Annotated in this window: 12 protein-coding genes; 7 read left to right on the top strand and 5 right to left on the bottom strand. The window is 62.6% G+C overall.

The window, feature by feature from the left end; translation table 11 throughout:
* The 4 genes from HY836_RS16075 to HY836_RS16060 are packed head-to-tail and all read right to left on the bottom strand — an operon-like array spanning nt 1 to nt 6,478.
* Nucleotides 1-1,563 (bottom strand): efflux transporter outer membrane subunit, encoded by a 1,563-nt coding sequence (locus tag HY836_RS16075; protein ID WP_290678000.1) that lies wholly within the window; start codon nt 1,561-1,563, stop codon nt 1-3.
* A 34-nt stretch (nt 1,564-1,597) separates the two neighbouring features.
* Nucleotides 1,598-2,722, bottom strand: coding sequence for an ABC transporter permease (locus tag HY836_RS16070; RefSeq protein ID WP_290677997.1), 1,125 nt, complete (start codon nt 2,720-2,722; stop codon nt 1,598-1,600).
* A gap of 3 nt (nt 2,723-2,725) precedes the next feature.
* Nucleotides 2,726-5,467, bottom strand: a complete 2,742-nt coding sequence (rbbA, locus tag HY836_RS16065; RefSeq protein WP_290677994.1) for a ribosome-associated ATPase/putative transporter RbbA — start codon at nt 5,465-5,467, stop codon at nt 2,726-2,728.
* 12 nt (nt 5,468-5,479) lie between these two features.
* Nucleotides 5,480-6,478, bottom strand: a complete 999-nt coding sequence (locus tag HY836_RS16060; RefSeq protein WP_290677991.1) for an HlyD family efflux transporter periplasmic adaptor subunit — start codon at nt 6,476-6,478, stop codon at nt 5,480-5,482.
* A gap of 150 nt (nt 6,479-6,628) precedes the next feature.
* Here HY836_RS16060 and HY836_RS16055 point away from each other — a divergent pair, with 150 nt between their 5' ends.
* The 3 genes from HY836_RS16055 (at nt 6,629) to HY836_RS16045 (ending at nt 11,377) form a co-directional block, all read left to right on the top strand.
* Nucleotides 6,629-9,409 (top strand): LuxR C-terminal-related transcriptional regulator, encoded by a 2,781-nt coding sequence (locus HY836_RS16055; RefSeq protein ID WP_290677989.1) that lies wholly within the window; start codon nt 6,629-6,631, stop codon nt 9,407-9,409.
* A 78-nt stretch (nt 9,410-9,487) separates the two neighbouring features.
* Nucleotides 9,488-10,339 (top strand): PaaX family transcriptional regulator C-terminal domain-containing protein, encoded by an 852-nt coding sequence (locus HY836_RS16050; protein WP_290677987.1) that lies wholly within the window; start codon nt 9,488-9,490, stop codon nt 10,337-10,339.
* 114 nt (nt 10,340-10,453) lie between these two features.
* Complete coding sequence (locus tag HY836_RS16045) at nt 10,454-11,377, top strand: fatty acid desaturase family protein (protein ID WP_367114727.1); 924 nt, start codon at nt 10,454-10,456, stop codon at nt 11,375-11,377.
* 7 nt (nt 11,378-11,384) lie between these two features.
* Here HY836_RS16045 and HY836_RS16040 read toward each other — a convergent pair whose 3' ends face one another.
* Complete coding sequence (locus tag HY836_RS16040) at nt 11,385-12,071, bottom strand: glutathione S-transferase (protein ID WP_290677982.1); 687 nt, start codon at nt 12,069-12,071, stop codon at nt 11,385-11,387.
* A 73-nt stretch (nt 12,072-12,144) separates the two neighbouring features.
* Between HY836_RS16040 and arsC the strand changes: the two genes are divergently transcribed.
* From arsC to HY836_RS16020, 4 genes are all read left to right on the top strand, one after another.
* Nucleotides 12,145-12,570 (top strand): arsenate reductase (glutaredoxin), encoded by a 426-nt coding sequence (gene arsC, locus HY836_RS16035; RefSeq protein ID WP_290677979.1) that lies wholly within the window; start codon nt 12,145-12,147, stop codon nt 12,568-12,570.
* Between the two features lie 53 nt (nt 12,571-12,623).
* Complete coding sequence (locus HY836_RS16030) at nt 12,624-13,520, top strand: SDR family oxidoreductase (RefSeq protein WP_290677975.1); 897 nt, start codon at nt 12,624-12,626, stop codon at nt 13,518-13,520.
* 11 nt (nt 13,521-13,531) lie between these two features.
* A complete protein-coding gene (locus HY836_RS16025) occupies nt 13,532-14,395 on the top strand; it encodes a class I SAM-dependent methyltransferase (protein ID WP_290677972.1) in 864 nt (287 codons plus the stop codon).
* Nucleotides 14,396-14,525: 130 nt separating this feature from the next.
* Nucleotides 14,526-16,895: a molybdopterin-dependent oxidoreductase gene (locus HY836_RS16020; protein WP_290677969.1), complete on the top strand. Its 2,370-nt coding sequence runs from the start codon at nt 14,526-14,528 to the stop codon at nt 16,893-16,895.
* The last annotated feature ends 19 nt before the right edge of the window (nt 16,896-16,914 follow it).

The following is a 16,914-nucleotide window of genomic DNA, read 5'->3' as shown; positions in this document are numbered from 1 at the left end:
TCAGAGCCCCTCCATGCCAGCCGGCATCGGGGGGCTCGCCAAGGCCATCGCTGGCTTGGCGACGGGCAAAGGCCAGGCGTCCCGCTGGGCGGACCAGCCGCCTCCCAGGGCCTTGTACAACAACACGGTATACAGCGCCCGAGACACATCGCCCTGGATGGTCTCGTCTTCACGCTGCAGGGCCGTAGCCTCGGCCTCCAGCGCCGGTTGCAGCAACTCCTGACCGGCCACGAACAACGACTGCTTGTGCTCGGCCACCTTGCGCGCCAGCCTGGCCGAGTTGCTCAGCTTGTCATAACGCGCGTCAAAAGCCTTCTTGGCCGTGAACGCATTTTCCACATCCTCCAGCGCGGTCAGCACCGCTTGCTCATACTGAGCTGCCACGCCTTCCAACTGCGCCTGATTGACCGCGATATTGGCTCTGATCCGACCACCTTCCAGCAAAGGCAAACGCATCCCAACACCGAGAGACTGCACACTGAAGTTGCTACCCTCGATCGCATCAGGATGCATGCGCCCGGCCAAGGCACCAAAGCCAATGTAGAACTTGGGGAACAACTCAGCCTTGGCAGAGCCCAGTTTCGCCGCCTGTGAGCGCACCTTGCGGGCGGCGCCTCGCACATCGGGTCGACGCTCCAGCACGTCACTGGGCATGACCTCAGGCAAAGCAGTTGGCAAGCGCAGACTGGTGGGCTGGGTTGGTAGCGCTGTCAATGTCTCGGGGGCTCGCCCCATCAACACGGCGATGCGCCTGATATGGCTTTGAAGCAAAGCCTTGAGAGGCTCGATTTGCGACTCGGTGTAGTCAACCTGCAAAGCCGCTCGGTCCACCTCGGAGGCTGTGGTTTGCCCGGCCTTGAATCGACCCTGAGCATACTGATGAAGGCGCCGTGCCACGGTGACGCCTTGCTGAAGCAGGATCAGGCGACGCTCAGCGCCACGGGCTTCGAAATAGCGGCTGGCGATGTCGGAGGCAACGAGCAACTGGGCACCGTGCTGCTGCTCCTGCGCGCCAAACATCAGTTGGCGCACCATCTCGGCTTCACTGTGACGAGCGCCGAATATATCGACCTCCCAGACCGCATTGAGCCCGAAGCCATGCGTGTTACCAAGCGACGTGGAGGGCTGGGTGTCCACCTGCGGCATGGGAATGGGCAGATCAGCTGGCATCTGAATCTGGTTCTGAATAGGCACCGGTGTGTTTTGTCTGGTGCGCCCTGCCCCGGCGCTGGCTTCGACCGTCGGGTAGTAGGTTGACTCTGCCACACCCAGATAGGCCCGAGCTTCCTTGACGCGGGCCAGTGCCACGCGCACATCGGTGTTGTTCTTGAGTCCTTCGTCGATAAAGCCGGTGAGAACCGGATCGTCCAGTGTCTGCCACCAATTGGCCAGGTCGGCCATGGGCGTGCCAGGGGCGCGAGGCGACGCGGCATCCATTTGCCCCGGCAACACGGTCTGCAACTCAGGCATGTCGACCTTGACGGTTGTGCAGGCAGGTAGCACCGCAACAGCCAAGGACACCGCAAGCATCTTGAACAAAAATGCGTTATGTGGGGTACTCACAAGCAACTCCATGAGTCCATCAATCGATGAAGAATCAACCTTGGCGAGCCAGCATGGCCCGAAAGCGCAGCAGCGCCATGACCAGAAAGGCCCCGCCTATGCCAGCCACAGCCAGCATCTGGGGCCAAACGATGTCCACGCCTGCTGCGCGGTACAGGATGCCCTGCGCCAAGCGCACGTAATGTGTCGATGGCGACAGCAACATCACGTTCTGCAGCCACGCAGGCATGCTTTCGCTGGGCGTGCCGGAGCCCGACAGCAGGTACATGATCACGAAAACGGGTACGGACAGCAGTCCGAACTGCGGCATGGAAGACGCCACCGTGGCCAGCAGGATGCCCAGCGCGGTCAGCGAAAACAGGTAAAGCCCGGTGCCGACCAGAAAGAGCGTCAGCGAGCCGGTCACCGGCACCTTCAACAAGCCTTGCACGACCAGCAGCACAGACAACCCTACAGCCAGCAAGATCAACAAGCCATTGGCCACGATCTTGGCCACCGCGATCTCGCTGGGCCGCACCGGCATCACCAGCAAGTGCTCGATGGTGCCGCGCTCTCGCTCGCGGATCACGGCCGCGCCTACCAGCACCACCGAGAGCACGGTCACGTTGTTGATGACCTGCATGATGGAGGTGAACCAGCTCGTGGTGCTATTGGGGTTGAACAACACATGGACCACCGAGCGTGTAGGCAGCATCGAGTCGAAGTTCTTGACGCGCAGGTAGTCCAGCGTTTCACGCAGGATGATCTCGCTCACGTAAGCCATGCCCAGCCCGCCCTGGGCCATGGCGGTGGCATCCACAGCCACCTGTACCGCAGGCGAACGCATGCCTTGTACATCGGCCTCGAAGTGTTCGGGGATGTAGAGCACGAACATCAGGCGCCCCTCGTCCATGGCCACCTGCGCTTCCTCAGCTGACATCTCGATGGGTGGTTTGAACATGGGCGGGCGCAAGGCATCACGCAAGCGCATGGACAGCCCTGTCCGATCAGCGTCCACGATGCCGATGTCGACGTTGGTGACGTCACTCTTGGCACCTGTTGCCACCACATAGACCGCCACCGTGAAGGACACCAGGATGGCCCCCATCATGGTCCGGTCACGCAGGGCGCAACGCAACTCCTTGATGCTCAGATGTAGCACATTGATCAGCCAGATCATGGTTCACGCCTCCTGCTTGCTGACAAACAACCGGGCCAGCGACAGGTAAGCCACCGCGAAACCCATCATGGCCAGGCAGGCCGGCCCCAATTGCGCCCATTGCAGGCCCCAGCCCTTGGTCATCACGCCCAGGCTGACGCTTTGGAACCAGGAGGCCGGAAAGCCTACGGCGATCAGGTAGTTGCCGCCCGACAAAGTCGAGATCGGCGTCAACAGGCCCGCGAAGTTGGTGGTCAACACCACGCACAGGATGGCTGTGAGGAACTGGGCCGCCACCTGTGTCTGCACAAAGGCCGATATCAACAAACCCAGCCCTGTGACGGCGAAAGCGTAGGTCAAGGCACCCAGCGTCAGGGCCAGCACATTGCCTGTGATCGGGATGCCCAGAATCCACACCAGCACGGGCAGCAGCACCGTGTAACTCAGCATCGTGAGCGCCACATAGGGCAGTTGCTTGCCCACCAGGAACTCGCCGATGGCCCCAGGCGAGGCGTACAGGTTCACGATGGTACCCATCTCCTTTTCGCGCACCACGCCCAGGGCGGTGAGCATGGAGGGAATGAGCGTCAAGGCCAGCATCAGCATGCTGGGCGCAAAGGCGTACTTACTCAGAAAGCCCTGGTTATAGGCCATGCGAGGCTCGATGCGCACCGGCAGCTCGCCCAGTTCCACACCAGGCACAGAGCGGGCAAAAGCCAGTGCATGCTCCATGGCCACGGCTCGGGCCCCATTGGCGATATTGGCGGCACGCACCAGCGTTGCCCCGTCCACAAAGAAGCCCACTTCGGGCTGACGCCCGCCGATCAGGTCTCGCCCAAAACCCGGCGGAATGTCGATCACCAGCCAGGATCGCGACGAGCGCATTTCGGAATCGATCTCACTGGGCTCGCTCAACTCCGACTGCGGCGAGAAGAACGACGAGCCGGCAAAGTGCTCCACCAAGCGGCGGCTGTCGGTGGTCTGGTCGCGGTCCAGCACGGAGAAGCGGATGCGATCCACATCGAAGCTCATACCCCAGGTGCCAGCGCACAGCACGATCAAAGGGCCCAGCAAGGCAAACGACAAGCGGATCGTGTCATGGCGCAACTCCATGGCTTCGCGCCGGGCATAGGCCCACATGCGCGCTACCCAGGTTCGCCAGTTCACGTGGTGCGTGTGCTCGACCAGAATCGGTGGCGGATCGTCGGCGCTGGGCTCCTCCTGCGCGTGGATCGGGTCCATGTGCTCGGCCTCGCTGTCGGCCTCCAGATAGTCGATGAAGGCCTGCTCCAGCGTCTCGCAGCCCTGGCGTTCACACAGCTCGGTGGGCGAACCCACGGCCAGCACGCGGCCATGGTGCATCAGCGAGATGCGGTCACAGCGCTGGGCTTCGTTCATGAAGTGGGTCGACACGAACAGCGTGACGCCCTCCTCGCGCGACATGCGCACCATGTGGCGCCAGAACATATCCCGCGCGGCGGGATCGACGCCCGAGGTCGGCTCATCGAGGATCAGCACCTCGGGCTTGTGCAAGCAGGCCGCCGCCAGTTGCAGGCGTTGACGTATGCCCAGTGACAAGCTGGACGGCAAGGTGGATGCGTGCTCGCGCAACTCGAAGGTGTCCAGCGAATGTTCAATGGCCTCCCTGGCCACGGCGGGGTCCATGCGATACAGCCTGGCATGCAGATCCAGGTTCTGCCGCACCGACAGTTCTTCATACAGCGAGAACAACTGCGACATGTAGCCAATGTGCAGACGGGTGCTCAGGTCACTGGCGTCCACGGGCTCGCCCAGCAACTTCGCTGAACCCTCGGTGATGTCCAGCAAGCCCGTCAGCATCTTCATGGTGGTGGTCTTGCCGCAACCGTTCGAGCCCAGGAAGCCGAAGATTTCACCACGCGGGATGCAAAAGCTCACGTCGCGTGCGGCCACGAAGTCGCCAAAGCGGCGGGTCAGGCCCTGGGCCTCCATCGCGGGCGGCCCGTCGTGATGCGGCAAAGGCGGGATCACCAGCGGCGTGGCGTCACCCTTGTTTGACAACCTCACGTACGCCTCTTCCAGCGAGGCGGAGCGTGTCGCTTCCAGCACCTCGATCGTCGGGGCGCACACCAGCACCCGGCCCTCGTCCATGGCCACCAGGTATTCGAAACGCTCGGCCTCTTCCATATACGCCGTGGCCACCAGCACCGTCATCTGCGGGCGCAGGGTCCGCAGGCTTTCAACCAGAGCCCAGAACTGACGGCGAGACAGCGGGTCCACCCCCGTGGTGGGTTCATCGAGCACCAGCAGATCAGGGTTGTGAACCAGTGCACAACACAGCGACACCTTCTGCTTCATGCCGCCAGACAATTTGCCCGCAGGCCGATCAGGAAAGGGGCCCAGGCCGGTGGCCTGCATCAGCGAACGGATGCGGCCATCGCGCTCGCCCGCAGGCACGCCAAACAGGCGCGCCGCAAAATCGATGTTGTCGTAGACAGACAGCGAGCGATACAGGTTGCGCCCCAGGCCTTGGGGCATGAAGGCCACCCGCGGCGCGAGCGCTTGCCGGAAGGCTCGGTCTTTGATGTCGCCGCCCAGCACCTGCATGCGCCCTGCCTGCGTCTTCTTGACGCCAGAGATCAGGCTGAGCAAGGTGGATTTACCCACCCCATCCGGGCCCACCAGGCCGATGGTGCGCCCTGCGGGCAGGGTCAAGTCGATATTGTCCAGAGCCTGCTGCGCGCCATAACAATGCGACAGGCCTTCGATGACGACGGCGTGTTCCATTTGCCGCCCCCATCAATTGGGGAAGGACGATGGCAGCCCCCCATTGGATTGTTGAGGCCAGCTGTTCTCAGGCGTGCGCACACGCACAAAGCCATTGCCCGTCAAGCCGGCCTTGAGCAAGCCGGCATTGGCGACGGCCACATCCTCGGCCAGACTGAGCTTGACGCGGTAGGTCAGCTTCTCGCGCTCGCTGGGTGTTTCCACATGCTTGGGCGTGAACTGGGCCTCGGCCGCCACGAAGGACACCTTGGCCGGCAAGGGCATCTGCGGCGCGGCATCCAGCACGATGCGCGCCTCATCGCCCACGCGCAACTGCCCCGCCACCTTGGTGGGCAGGAAGATCGTCATGTGCACATGCGCCGTATCCAGCAAAGTCGCCACGCGGCCGCCGGCGGGGATCACCGAACTGGGTTCGACCACACGGTACTCGATGCGACCGGCGACCGGTGCGCGCAAGGTGTGGTCTGCGATGGCGATCTTCAGGCGTTTGATGCCCGCATCCGCCTCGTCCCGCGCAGCAGATGCCTCACCGACAGCCGCCGTGGCAATGTTCACGCCGGTCTGCTCGCCATCTCGCTGAGCCTGCCGGCGCTTGACTTCGGAATCCGATACCAGCACCTGCTTTTGCAAATCCACGGCATTGTTGTATTCCATCTGGGCCACATTGGCCTGAATGCGGTGCACTTGTGTTTCACCTTGTGCACGCGCCATGGCCTGAACCGCACGCTGACGCATGGCTTGCACCCCGACCAACTGAGCCTCCAGATCGCTGGTGTCCATCCTGGCGATCACGTCGCCGGACTTGACCATGTCGCCCTCCTGGATAGGCACGTCCAGCACACGCCCGGGGAATTTGGTGGCGATCTCGATGCGCGCCACCTCGATGCGTCCGTTGGCTTTGATGACGTCATCGGCAGCCCCCGAGGGCTTGAACACCGACCAGGTGCCCCATGCGGCCGATATGGTCAGGGCAGACACCAGAGAACCCATTGCAAAACTGCGGTAAATCACGATTGGCTCCTTCAAATCCAGACTGGATCAAGGTATCCATGCGCGTTCTTGTTCATGCTGTCTCCTTGTTGACCCAGGTCTTTGCCTGGCACCCAGTCTGGCAAGACCCGACTGGGTTTGGCCCCTAGCAAAAGTTAGGTTTTGAACAAGATGAACGACACGATGTCGCCATGGCATCCCAACAGGTCGCACGCCATGCCCAATGGTCGTCTGCGCCCACTGCTTGGCGCCAGCACGCCGATGCTGCGCCCCAGGCTGGCTTTACCGGAATCCGTGCAACAGGGACACTGCACCGTGGTCAGCCTGGTGGCACCTGCCGGCCATGGCAAGACCACACTCATGGCGCAGTGGATGACGGCATTGCGCCAGAAGGCCTGTGCCTGCGCGTGGCTTACGCTGGATGACAGCGACAACGACCCTGCCCGATTCCTGCGGCATCTCATTGCTGCGCTGCAGCGCAGCGGCATCCACGCCGGCGACGCCACGCTGGCCCATTTGTCGGACACCCTCGCTTCGCAGTTCCGCAGCGTGACCGAATCCCTGGCGATGGACCTGGGCAGTTCGCCCCATCGACTGATGCTGATGCTCGATGATGTCCATGTGCTGCACGACGAAACCGTGCTGGACGTCGTGGATTGGTTGCTGCATTACGCTCCCAGCCAGATCCAGATCACACTGGGATCGCGCAACGAACTGCCCTGGCGACTCGGTTCCTTGCGCGTACGTGGCCGGCTTCACGAGCTCGACCATCGGCAACTGCTGTTCACCACCCAGGAGGCTCGGAATTTCTGCGATCAGCACGCGATCACCAAGCTGAGCGATGACGATCTGCAACTGTTGATGAGCCGCACTGAAGGCTGCCCGACCGCACTGGAGCTGGCGCTGGAGGCCCTGGGAAGCCACCCCAACGACCCCCATCATGCATCCCGACTGATCGAGCAGTTCGCCAACAGCAGCGACGACGCCGTCGCCTACCTTTGTCAGCATCAGCTCCAGCACCAGCCACCGGTGTGGCGCAAGCTGGTCATGAGCCTGTCGATGCTCGACCGCTTCGATGCCGAACTGGCGAGGGAAGCCTCAGGCCTGCATGACGTCGGGCATTTGCTCACACACCTGCAAGGCATCCGCGCCTTTCTGATTGCCACGGACAGCACGGGCCAGACATGCCGGCTTCATGATCTGCCACGCGCTTGGTTCAGGCATCACTTCCTGGCCACGGCACCAGACGAAGCCAGACAGGTGCTGATCAGATCAGCCCAATGGCGCTGGCGCCACGGCGAACACGAAGAGGCCCTGACTTACGCCTTGCAAGCCCAGGCCTGGGAGTTGGCCACGCCCTGGTTGGCCACGTGCATGCCCGCCACGGCGCAACAGCGCGGTGAACTGCAACTGGCGCTGCACTGGATGAACAGCATCCCGTCCGAATGGCTGGATCGCTACCCGCAAATCCGCATCGACTATGCCTTTGCCTTGTCATTTTTCCCTCAAAAACCAGAAGTAGCCACGCAACTGAGAGCCCTTCACGCCATTCGCCAACGCCTGATGCAGAGCGACGCGCCTGACCTGCGCACCATTGACCAGATCGACTGCGCCATGGCTTTTCAGCGCGTACTCTCACTGGGCCTGACCGACCAGGGGCACCCCGCCCGCAACGCTGCCAGAGACTGGCTGACCCGATGGCCGCATGCCCCCGCCCTGCAACGTGGCATCGTTGGCAACGTGCTTTGCTTTGGCTACAAGACAACAGGCGAGTTGGACGAAGGCCTGCAAATCGCTCATTTGGCCGGCACCTGGCTGGAGCAGGATCACGCCTGGTATGGCCTGGCATGGAACGCCTCGCTGGAAGCCGTGCTGCACATCAAGCGGGGCAGCTATCCGTTGGCACGGGCGGCCTGCCAGCGCGGCCTGCAGGTGATCAACAACCACATGGACGGCCACCGCACCCACGCCAGCGTGCAACATGTGCTGCTGGCTGCCATCGACTACGAGGTCGATGACCTGAGCGGCGCACAGCGCCACATGGACCACTCACTGGACAGCCTGGCGCAATACGGTGGCGCCGACATCCTGATCGCAGGCTGGCTGACGCGTGCGCGCCTGCGCTTTGCGCAACACGACACCGAGGGTGGCCTGAATGTGCTGCACGAGGGCCGAACCCTGGCATTACGCCGCGGCCTGCCTCGCGTGCTCGTGTCGCTCGTTGCGGAGACCTGCATCCAACTGTGCCGCGCTGGCCGGCACACGGAAGCACGCACACTGGCCCGATCCCAAGGACTGGACGTCTTCCCCCAGCCCGTGAACGAGCAACCGGACAACCCTTATCAGGACCCGCTGGGCAGCATCCAGGCGGACCGGGCTCAACGCGTGGCCGCCCGCCTGCTGCTGCCAACCCATCCCGCACAAGTCATGGCCGACCTGAGCATGCCCATTGCCCGTTGCGCGCAACGCGGGCTCATACGCAAGCAGATCGAACTGTTGATCCTGCAGGCGATCGCCGCGCATGCATGCCACCGCAAGCCTGATGCCCGGCAAGCATTGAGCCTGGCCCTGACGCTGGCTGCGCAACATGACCACGTGCGCATCTTCAAGGATGACGAAACCGCGCTGCGCCCCGTGCTCGCGTCATGCAAGCCCACCACGCCACTGCCACCACCAGCTCAAGCCTTATGGCAAAAACTGACGACCGCCGGGCCTGCCCCCCTGGACGAAGGCGAGCACCCGGATCTCCCCAACGTACAGGGCCTGACCCGCCGAGAAATCGGCATCCTGCAAAGGCTGGCCTCTGGCTTGAGCAACAAGGAAATCGCCGAAGCCATCTTCATCAGTGAAGGCACGCTGAAATGGCACCTGCACAACATTTACGGCAAGCTGGGCAGCAAGAACCGCACAGGCGCCCTCACTCAGGCACGGGCCATCGGCGCCATTCAATAGTTACAACAATAGGCAAAGTACGGTTGACAGAGAAACATTTCATTGGATATGATTTTTTACATAGATATGTAATGAATCATGCCACCCAACCCGAAAAACCTGATCCTCAACCTCCTGCTGGCCAATGATGGCGCGCCCTTGAGCGCAGCCGATGCCGTGGGATCGTGCGCGCTGTTCGGTATCCGCGAGAACAGCGTGCGGGTGGCACTTGTGCGCCTGGGCTCGGCCGGCATGATCGAATCTGCAGGTCGCGGGGCCTACCGCCTGGGACCACAAGCCGCCGGTCTGGCCCAAGAACTCTCACGTTGGCGCAGCAGTGAATCACGTGTCTGCGACTGGTCTGGCGCCTGGATCATGGTCAGCACCGGCAGCCTGGGCCGCAGCGATCGCACCGCATTGCGCGGCCGGCAACGGGCCCTGGCACTGCTGGGATTCCAGGAGCTGGATGACAGCCTGCATGTGCGGCCAGACAACCTGATCGGCCACGCCCCAGCCATCCGTGAACGCCTGCGCAAGCTGGGCCTGGAAGCGCAAGCCCCGGTCTTTACCGCCACCGATCTGGCGCCTGAACTGGAGGCCAAGGCACGCTCGCTCTGGCAGGGTGACGCCCTCACCAAAGCCTACGAACAGACGCGCCAGAAGCTGGAAGCCTGGCTGGCGCATGCACATGAACTGGAGCCCGAAGTGGCCGCACGCGAGTGCTACCTGCTGGGCAACGAAGCCATCCGCCAACTGGTGTTCGACCCCCTGCTGCCCGAGCCGCTGGTGAACGTGGCCGAACGCCGCGCCTTCACCGACATCGTGGTCGCATTTGATCAAGCGGGCCATCGCATCTGGGCCGAGCAACTGCCAGCTGCCTTGCAGACCAGACAGGCCAAGCTCCTCGCCACCAACCCTTCCCCCAAAGGCCGCCGGCCTGCCACCCATTGAGCACAGCGCACCATGTCCAGCTCCCTCGCCCAGCAGCCTGAATTCACGGCCACGCCCACTGATCTGCCCGCCGCCACCAAACGGCGCCTGAAAGACCTGTTCACCCGCGAGCAGATGGCCACCTTGACGGCGCGCTCCGATCTGTGGGGCGCCTGGGCCGTGGGCTCCACATGGGGTGTCATCGCCCTGGCCTTTGCCGCACTGGCACGCTGGCCGAATGTTTTCACATTTGTTGCCGTGATGGCCGTGCTGGGTGGTCGCCAGCTTGCACTTGCCATCCTGCAACATGAGGGCTCGCACGGCACCCTGTTCAAGCGCCGTTGGGCCAACGATGTGCTCACCGACTGGCTGTGCGCGCGCCCGATCTGGCAGAACCTGGGCAAGTACAAGGTGCACCACCTGGGCCACCACACCAAGACCGGCACCAACCAGGATCCCGATATCTCACTGCATGAAGACTACCCCGTGAACCGCGTATCGCTGGTGCGCAAGATGGCGCGCGACATCTTCGGCCTGACGGGCCTCAAGCTGGTCTTCGGGCTGGTGATGATGGATGCGGGCGTCTTCAAGTGGACGGTGGCCAACAACGTCGAACGTCTGCCTCAAGAAGGCCGCACCTGGCCCGAACGCATCAGCACCACCCTGCGCAACATGGGGCCCATGTTGATCACCAACGGTGTGCTGTGGGCTGTGCTGGCCGCCACGGGCCACGCGTGGCTCTATGCCGCCTGGGTGCTGGCCTTCCTGACCTTCCTGCCCCTGTTCATCCGCATCCGCTCGATCGCCGAGCATGGCTGCCTGGACCGCTCGCCCGACATGTTCCGCAACACCCGCACCACGCGAGCCGGCTGGCTGGCCCGCGCCACCGTGGCACCGGTGAACGTGAACTTCCACATGGAGCATCACCTGATGGCATCGGTGCCCTTCCACCGCCTGCCGCAAATGCACGCCTGGTTGCGTGAGCGCACGGATGTGCCCGAACCACCCAGCTATCTGGATGTGTTGCAGCTGGCCAGTTCAGGCCAGCCAGCTCGATAAGGCTTGGTCAGCCCATCACCACCGGGCCGCCCTTGGCCAGCGCACGCTGGTAGGCCGGCCGGGCTTCCATCCGCTTGATGTAGGCTGACAGGTTCGGGCAGCGTTTGGCATCGTCCGCACGCGACATCAAGGCCGACACGGCAAAGCTCATCTGGAAGTCGGCCAGTGTCAGGCGATCACCGGCAAACCACGGGTGCTTGCCCAGGTGGTCTTCGATGAAGGCCGTCGAGGTTTGCAGATTCGGATCGATCAACTGCTTTTGCACCTTCTTGCAGATCTCGCGCGCAATGGGCTTGACGAAGAAAGGCATGGGCTGCGTGGGAATGGTCATGAACACCAGCTTCATCACCAGCCAGTTCATGAGCGAGCCTTCGGCAAAGTGCATCCAGAAGCGCAACTGCATGTGCTCGGGCGTACCAGGCTGCGTGCTCAGTTGAGCGGCGTCACCCTGCGCCTGCGCGCCGTAGCGCTCGACCAGGTATTCCAGAATCGCGGCCGACTCGGCCACCACCAGATCGCCATCGGTGATCACGGGTGATTTGCCCAGCGGATGGATCTTCTTCAACTCGGGCGGCGCCAGCCTGGTAACCGGGTGGCGCTTGTAGATCTTGAGCTCATAGGGCAGGCCCATTTCTTCAAGCAACCACAGCACGCGCTGCGAACGGGATGTTTCGAGGTGGTGAACGGTGATCATGCGCGGCAGCATACAACGACAGGCATTCACCTGTCTGCTCACGGGCCATGCCACTGCCCCTTAAGATCACGCCATGAGCAAGGTCACCATCTATCACAACCCGAAGTGCGGCACCTCCCGCAACACCCTGGCCCTGATCCGCAATGCGGGTATCGAGCCTGACGTCGTCCTGTATCTGGAGTCGCCGCCCGATAGCGGTCAGTTGGTCAAGCTGATCCAGGACTGCGGCCTGAGCGCCCGTGAGGTGCTGCGCAGCAAGGGCGATCTGTATGACGAACTCCAGTTGCAAGACAGCAAGTGGACGGACGATCAGTTGATCGACTTCATGATCGCCCACCCCATTCTGATCAACCGCCCCATCGTCGTCACACCGCTTGGCACCCGACTGTGCCGACCTTCCGAACTGGTGCTGGACATCCTGGATGCGCCGCAGCAAGCCCCATTCAGCAAGGAAGACGGCGAAGTGGTGATCGATGCTCAGGGAAAGCGCGTAAAGTAATCTGACAACCATACATGTCACACTACTGATCCCTCACGACTTCAGGATGTGACATGGCGATTCCAGATCTGCGTGACAAATGGGTGCTGGTGACGGGGGCGGCCTCGGGCATCGGGTATGAAACGGCGCTGGCCTTTGCGCGACGCGGGGCCCACATCTTTGCCACCGACATCAATCAGACAGGCCTGGAAGCGCTCCATCAGGAACTGATCAGGCTGGGTGTCCGCAGCCTGAATGCCGTGATCGATGTGTCCAACGAAGTCGCCATGCGTGACCTGGCCATCGATGTCGTGCGCTGTGTGGGTGCGCCACACGTGATCGTGAACAACGCTGGCACAGCCTTTCTGGGCCCCTTCGTGAACACGCCCATGCAAGCCTGGCGACGCCTGCTGGACATCAACCTCATGGGCGTGGTGCACGGTTGCTACTTCTTCGTGCCCGAGATGAAGAAGGCCGGTGGCGCCAGGCATGTGGTGAACATCGCCTCGGCCGCAGGCATCACCCCCAGCCCGAATCTCAGCGCTTATTCGGCCACCAAGCATGCCGTCATGGGCATGAGCGATGCCTTGTCCCTCGAACTCGATGGCACGGACATCGGCGTGACCGTGGTCTGCCCTGGTGTGATCAACACGCCCATCGTGCGCAACCGCAGCGCGGTCTCACCTGTGATTCCCGTTCAGCAGCTCGACAAGCTGGAGCGCTTTTATGGCACCACAGGTGCACACCCCTCGGTGGTGGCAGAGCGCATCGTGCGCGCGGTCAGGCGCGGCGACGACATCGTGCTGGCAGGGCCTTCTGCGCGCCTGCTGTTCAACCTCAAGCGCCTGTCGCGCCGACTCACTCACAGGTTGACCATTGAAGGCTGCAAGCGCAACGGCTATCTGTGGCCATTCACGCTGCCAGAGCCCACTGCCGATGGCGACCAGCCCTCCACTCGCAAGCAAGCCTGAAAGGCCACCACATGGCACGCAATGCAGCCAGCATCAGCCCCACGGCGCACTACACCGGCTACACCTGGTTTGCGCATGGCATGTCGCATCCTGCGCTGGTCACGCCGCAAGGCCGCCTCATGCATGGCGTCTTGCGCCCCCTGCACCGCCTGGCCATGCTCACGGGCGCGCCAACCTTGCAGGCCTTCCTGCTGGCCAGGCATCGCCTGATCGACCTGCTGCTCACCCAGGCCATCCGGGAAGGGCGCGTGAGCCAGGTCATCGAGGTGGCGGCAGGCCTGTCCCCGCGAGGCTGGCGTTTCAAGCAAGCCCATGGCGACAAACTGCGCTACATCGAAGCCGACCTGCCCGACATGGCGCAACGCAAGCGCGACCTGCTCCAGCAAGCCGGCCTGCTGCGTGGCGGGCATGAGGTGGTGACCCTGGATGCCCTGGCCGATACCGGCCCCACCTCCTTGAGCGCGCTGGCCGACAAGCTGGACCCGAATCAGGGCACAGCCATCATCACGGAAGGCCTGGTCAACTATTTCGACACCCCGACCGTGGTCGCCATGTGGCAACGCTTTGGCCGCGTGCTCAACCGCTTCCCCGAGGGCCTGTACCTGTCAGACATCCACCTGCACAACGCCAACAAAGGCGCTGGCGTGCAAGCCTTCAAGGCGGTGTTGTCCACCTTCGTGAAAGGCCGCGTCTTCCTGCACTTCGACAACGAGGTGCAAGCTGAAACCGAGTTGCGCGATGCCGGATTTGCGCTGGCCGAACTGCACAATCCGACCCGGTTTGCCGGGCAACTGGGCATGACCATGCACCCTGGCGCCAACGCCGTGCGCGTGATCGAAGCGCGCACCAACAAGCCAGGCTCAGAGCACGTATAGCGTGCGGGTCACGCTTAAGGCAGGCTTAAGCGCCGACAAGGACAAATCGTTTGTCATCGTGAGAACACGTCCCTACAGTGCCCCGTAGTTTCTGACTGCAGGTACTGCTCAGACGCCACGAGGACACCCCATGCAAGCCATACCCAAAATCGTTCAAGGTGCTGCGCAGCCCCCTGAGAATGCCGTGAACACGCCAACCGTGTGTGTGTTCTGCACGCACAACTGCAGCGTGAGGGTCGATGTGAAGGACAACGCCATCACCGCCATTCGAGGTGATGAGTCCAACCCCAACACGGCGGGCTACACCTGCAACAAGGTCCAGGCAATACCGAACTACGTGCGCCATGCCCAACGCCTGGAACACCCCTTGAAACGGCAGCCGGACGGCAGCTTCCAGCGCATCAGCTGGGACCAGGCGATCTCGGAAATCGCCGCCAGGCTCAACGCCATACGCCAGCAACACGCACCACGCTCGATCGCCATGTTCGGCCTGGGTGGCCAGGGCAATCACATGAATGCGTTTGGTGCGTTGCCGTTCATGTTCAGCCTGAACTCGCCGGTGTACTTCAATGCCCTCGGGCAAGAGAAGACGCAACACGCGCTGGTCTGGCGCCACATCTTCAAAGCGACGCCGGATCTCTATCTCTTCGCCGATGAAGAGGAGTCCGACTACCTGCTGGTGCTGGGCACCAACCCGCTGATCAGCAACCGCGGACTCAAGCCCACGGACGTCTACAAGCATGTAGCAGCTAACCCGAAGAAGAAGCTCGTGGTGGTTGATCCGCGCGTGTCTGAAACCGCCAAACGAGCAGACCGACACATCCGCGTCCGGCCCGGTGGTGATGCCTATCTGCTCATGGGCTTCATCGCCGTGATCCTGAACGAGCGGCTTCAGGACAAGCCCTACCTCCGTCAACGTGTCACCGGCTTCGAGCAACTGGCCGCAGAGTTCAAGGAAGTCGATCCCATCCGGATGGCCGAGTACGCAGGCGTCAGCCATGAGGACCTGATCAACACAGCCCGGGAATTTGCCCAGTCGCCCTCGGCCTGCATCAGCTGGGATCTGGGCGTCGAGCAAACCGTTCACTCCACACTGATCTCCTACCTCATCAACGTGATGCTGCTGATCACGGGCAATGCCGGCGTGGCCAAGGGCAATCTGTTTGTCGAGCAATTCGGGCCGAAGGGCATCTTCCAGGAGAAGCAGGCCAAGGCACTCGCCTCTGGCCTGGAGGCCATTCCCTTCATCCTGCCGGTGGGCATGTTTTCGCCCAACCTGGTCGCCGAAGAGATCACTTGTTCACACCCCGATCGCGTCAGAGCCCTGATCGTCGACGCCTCCAACCCCTTGTTGAGCTATGCAGACACCAAGGCCTTGAAGGCAGCATTTGCTCAACTCGAACTGATGGTCGTCATCGAAGTGGCGATGACGGAAACCGCCCACATGGCGCACTACGTGCTGCCTGCACCCGTCGGCTACGAGAAGTGGGAACATGCCACCTTCCCGCACGGCAATGGCTTCACGCCTCAAGTACGCCCGCCCATCGTGCGAGGCCCAGAAGAGGCCCTGCCGGAGCAAGAGATCTACTACCGCCTGTCCAGGGCCATGGGCCTGGTGCCCAAAGCGCCAGCCATCCTGCACACGCTGGCCAGGAAGGCTCGCAGCCCCTGGGGTGCTCCGATCTATCTCGCCACCATGGGCACCTTGGCAGCCTTGCGTGGTGGCGGCCTGTTCCCGATCGCCGGGCGCATGGCCACCTGGTTGTACGAAACCTTGGGGCCCACACTGCCGTCCCCCGCCTTGGCGATAATCTGGCTGATGTCTCATGGCTATGCACTGACACGGCGCAAGGCGCTGAACAACGCGCTACCTCAGGCCCGGCAACTTCGCAATCCCTTCGCCGCTGGCGAGCTGGTGTTCAAGCAACTGCTGGATCACCCTGAAGGGGTCCTGCTGGGCCACATGCCCAAATCCGAGAACTTCGAGCAAGGTTGCAAACACCCTGACGGCAAGGCGCGCATCTACCACCGGGAGTGGTTGGCCGACATCCGCAAGCTGAGCCAGACAGCGCCATCGCAGCGCGATCCCGCCTACCCTTTTGTGCTCAATGGCGGCTTGCGCACAGGCTGGACGGCCAACACCATCATCAGGGATCCGGCCTGGCGCAAAGGCAAGGGGCCACATTGTCCAATCATCCTCCATCCCGACGACGCATCCGAACTGGGCATCGCCAACGGTGCCATGGTCCGGCTGGAAACGCGCAGAGGCATGGTGGAAGGGCCCGCCAGGCTCGATGCAGCGACCGCCCGCGGGCACATTCAGATCCCCAATGGATTCGGCATGAAGTTCCCGGACCCCGTCACGGGCGAATTGAAGCAGGTTGGCATCCTGGTCAACGAACTCATGGACATCCAGGACCGGGACCCCTACACCGGCTGCCCTCACACCAAGTACATCCAGTGCCGCATCGAGCCCATCGCCACGGCGCAAGCAGCCTGACGTCACTCCCCCCTTACAT

The organism is Aquabacterium sp., assembly GCF_016234775.1.
In the GTDB taxonomy this organism is placed as follows: Bacteria; Pseudomonadota; Gammaproteobacteria; order Burkholderiales; family Burkholderiaceae_C; genus Aquabacterium.
Note: the sequence above shows the minus strand (reverse complement) of the source record. Positions and strands in the feature narration are given on the sequence as shown.

Bases quoted from the DNA above. Each gene is read 5' to 3' on its own strand.
- HY836_RS16070 (WP_290677997.1), bottom strand. From the start codon at position 2,722: ATGATCTGGCTGATCAATGTGCTACATCTGAGCATCAAGGAGTTGCGT.
- rbbA (WP_290677994.1), bottom strand. From the start codon at position 5,467: ATGGAACACGCCGTCGTCATCGAAGGCCTGTCGCATTGTTATGGCGCG.
- HY836_RS16055 (WP_290677989.1), top strand. From the start codon at position 6,629: ATGAACGACACGATGTCGCCATGGCATCCCAACAGGTCGCACGCCATG.
- HY836_RS16050 (WP_290677987.1), top strand. From the start codon at position 9,488: ATGCCACCCAACCCGAAAAACCTGATCCTCAACCTCCTGCTGGCCAAT.
- HY836_RS16045 (WP_367114727.1), top strand. From the start codon at position 10,454: ATGGCCACCTTGACGGCGCGCTCCGATCTGTGGGGCGCCTGGGCCGTG.
- HY836_RS16040 (WP_290677982.1), bottom strand. From the start codon at position 12,071: ATGATCACCGTTCACCACCTCGAAACATCCCGTTCGCAGCGCGTGCTG.
- arsC (WP_290677979.1), top strand. From the start codon at position 12,145: ATGAGCAAGGTCACCATCTATCACAACCCGAAGTGCGGCACCTCCCGC.
- HY836_RS16030 (WP_290677975.1), top strand. From the start codon at position 12,624: ATGGCGATTCCAGATCTGCGTGACAAATGGGTGCTGGTGACGGGGGCG.
- HY836_RS16025 (WP_290677972.1), top strand. From the start codon at position 13,532: ATGGCACGCAATGCAGCCAGCATCAGCCCCACGGCGCACTACACCGGC.
- HY836_RS16020 (WP_290677969.1), top strand. From the start codon at position 14,526: ATGCAAGCCATACCCAAAATCGTTCAAGGTGCTGCGCAGCCCCCTGAG.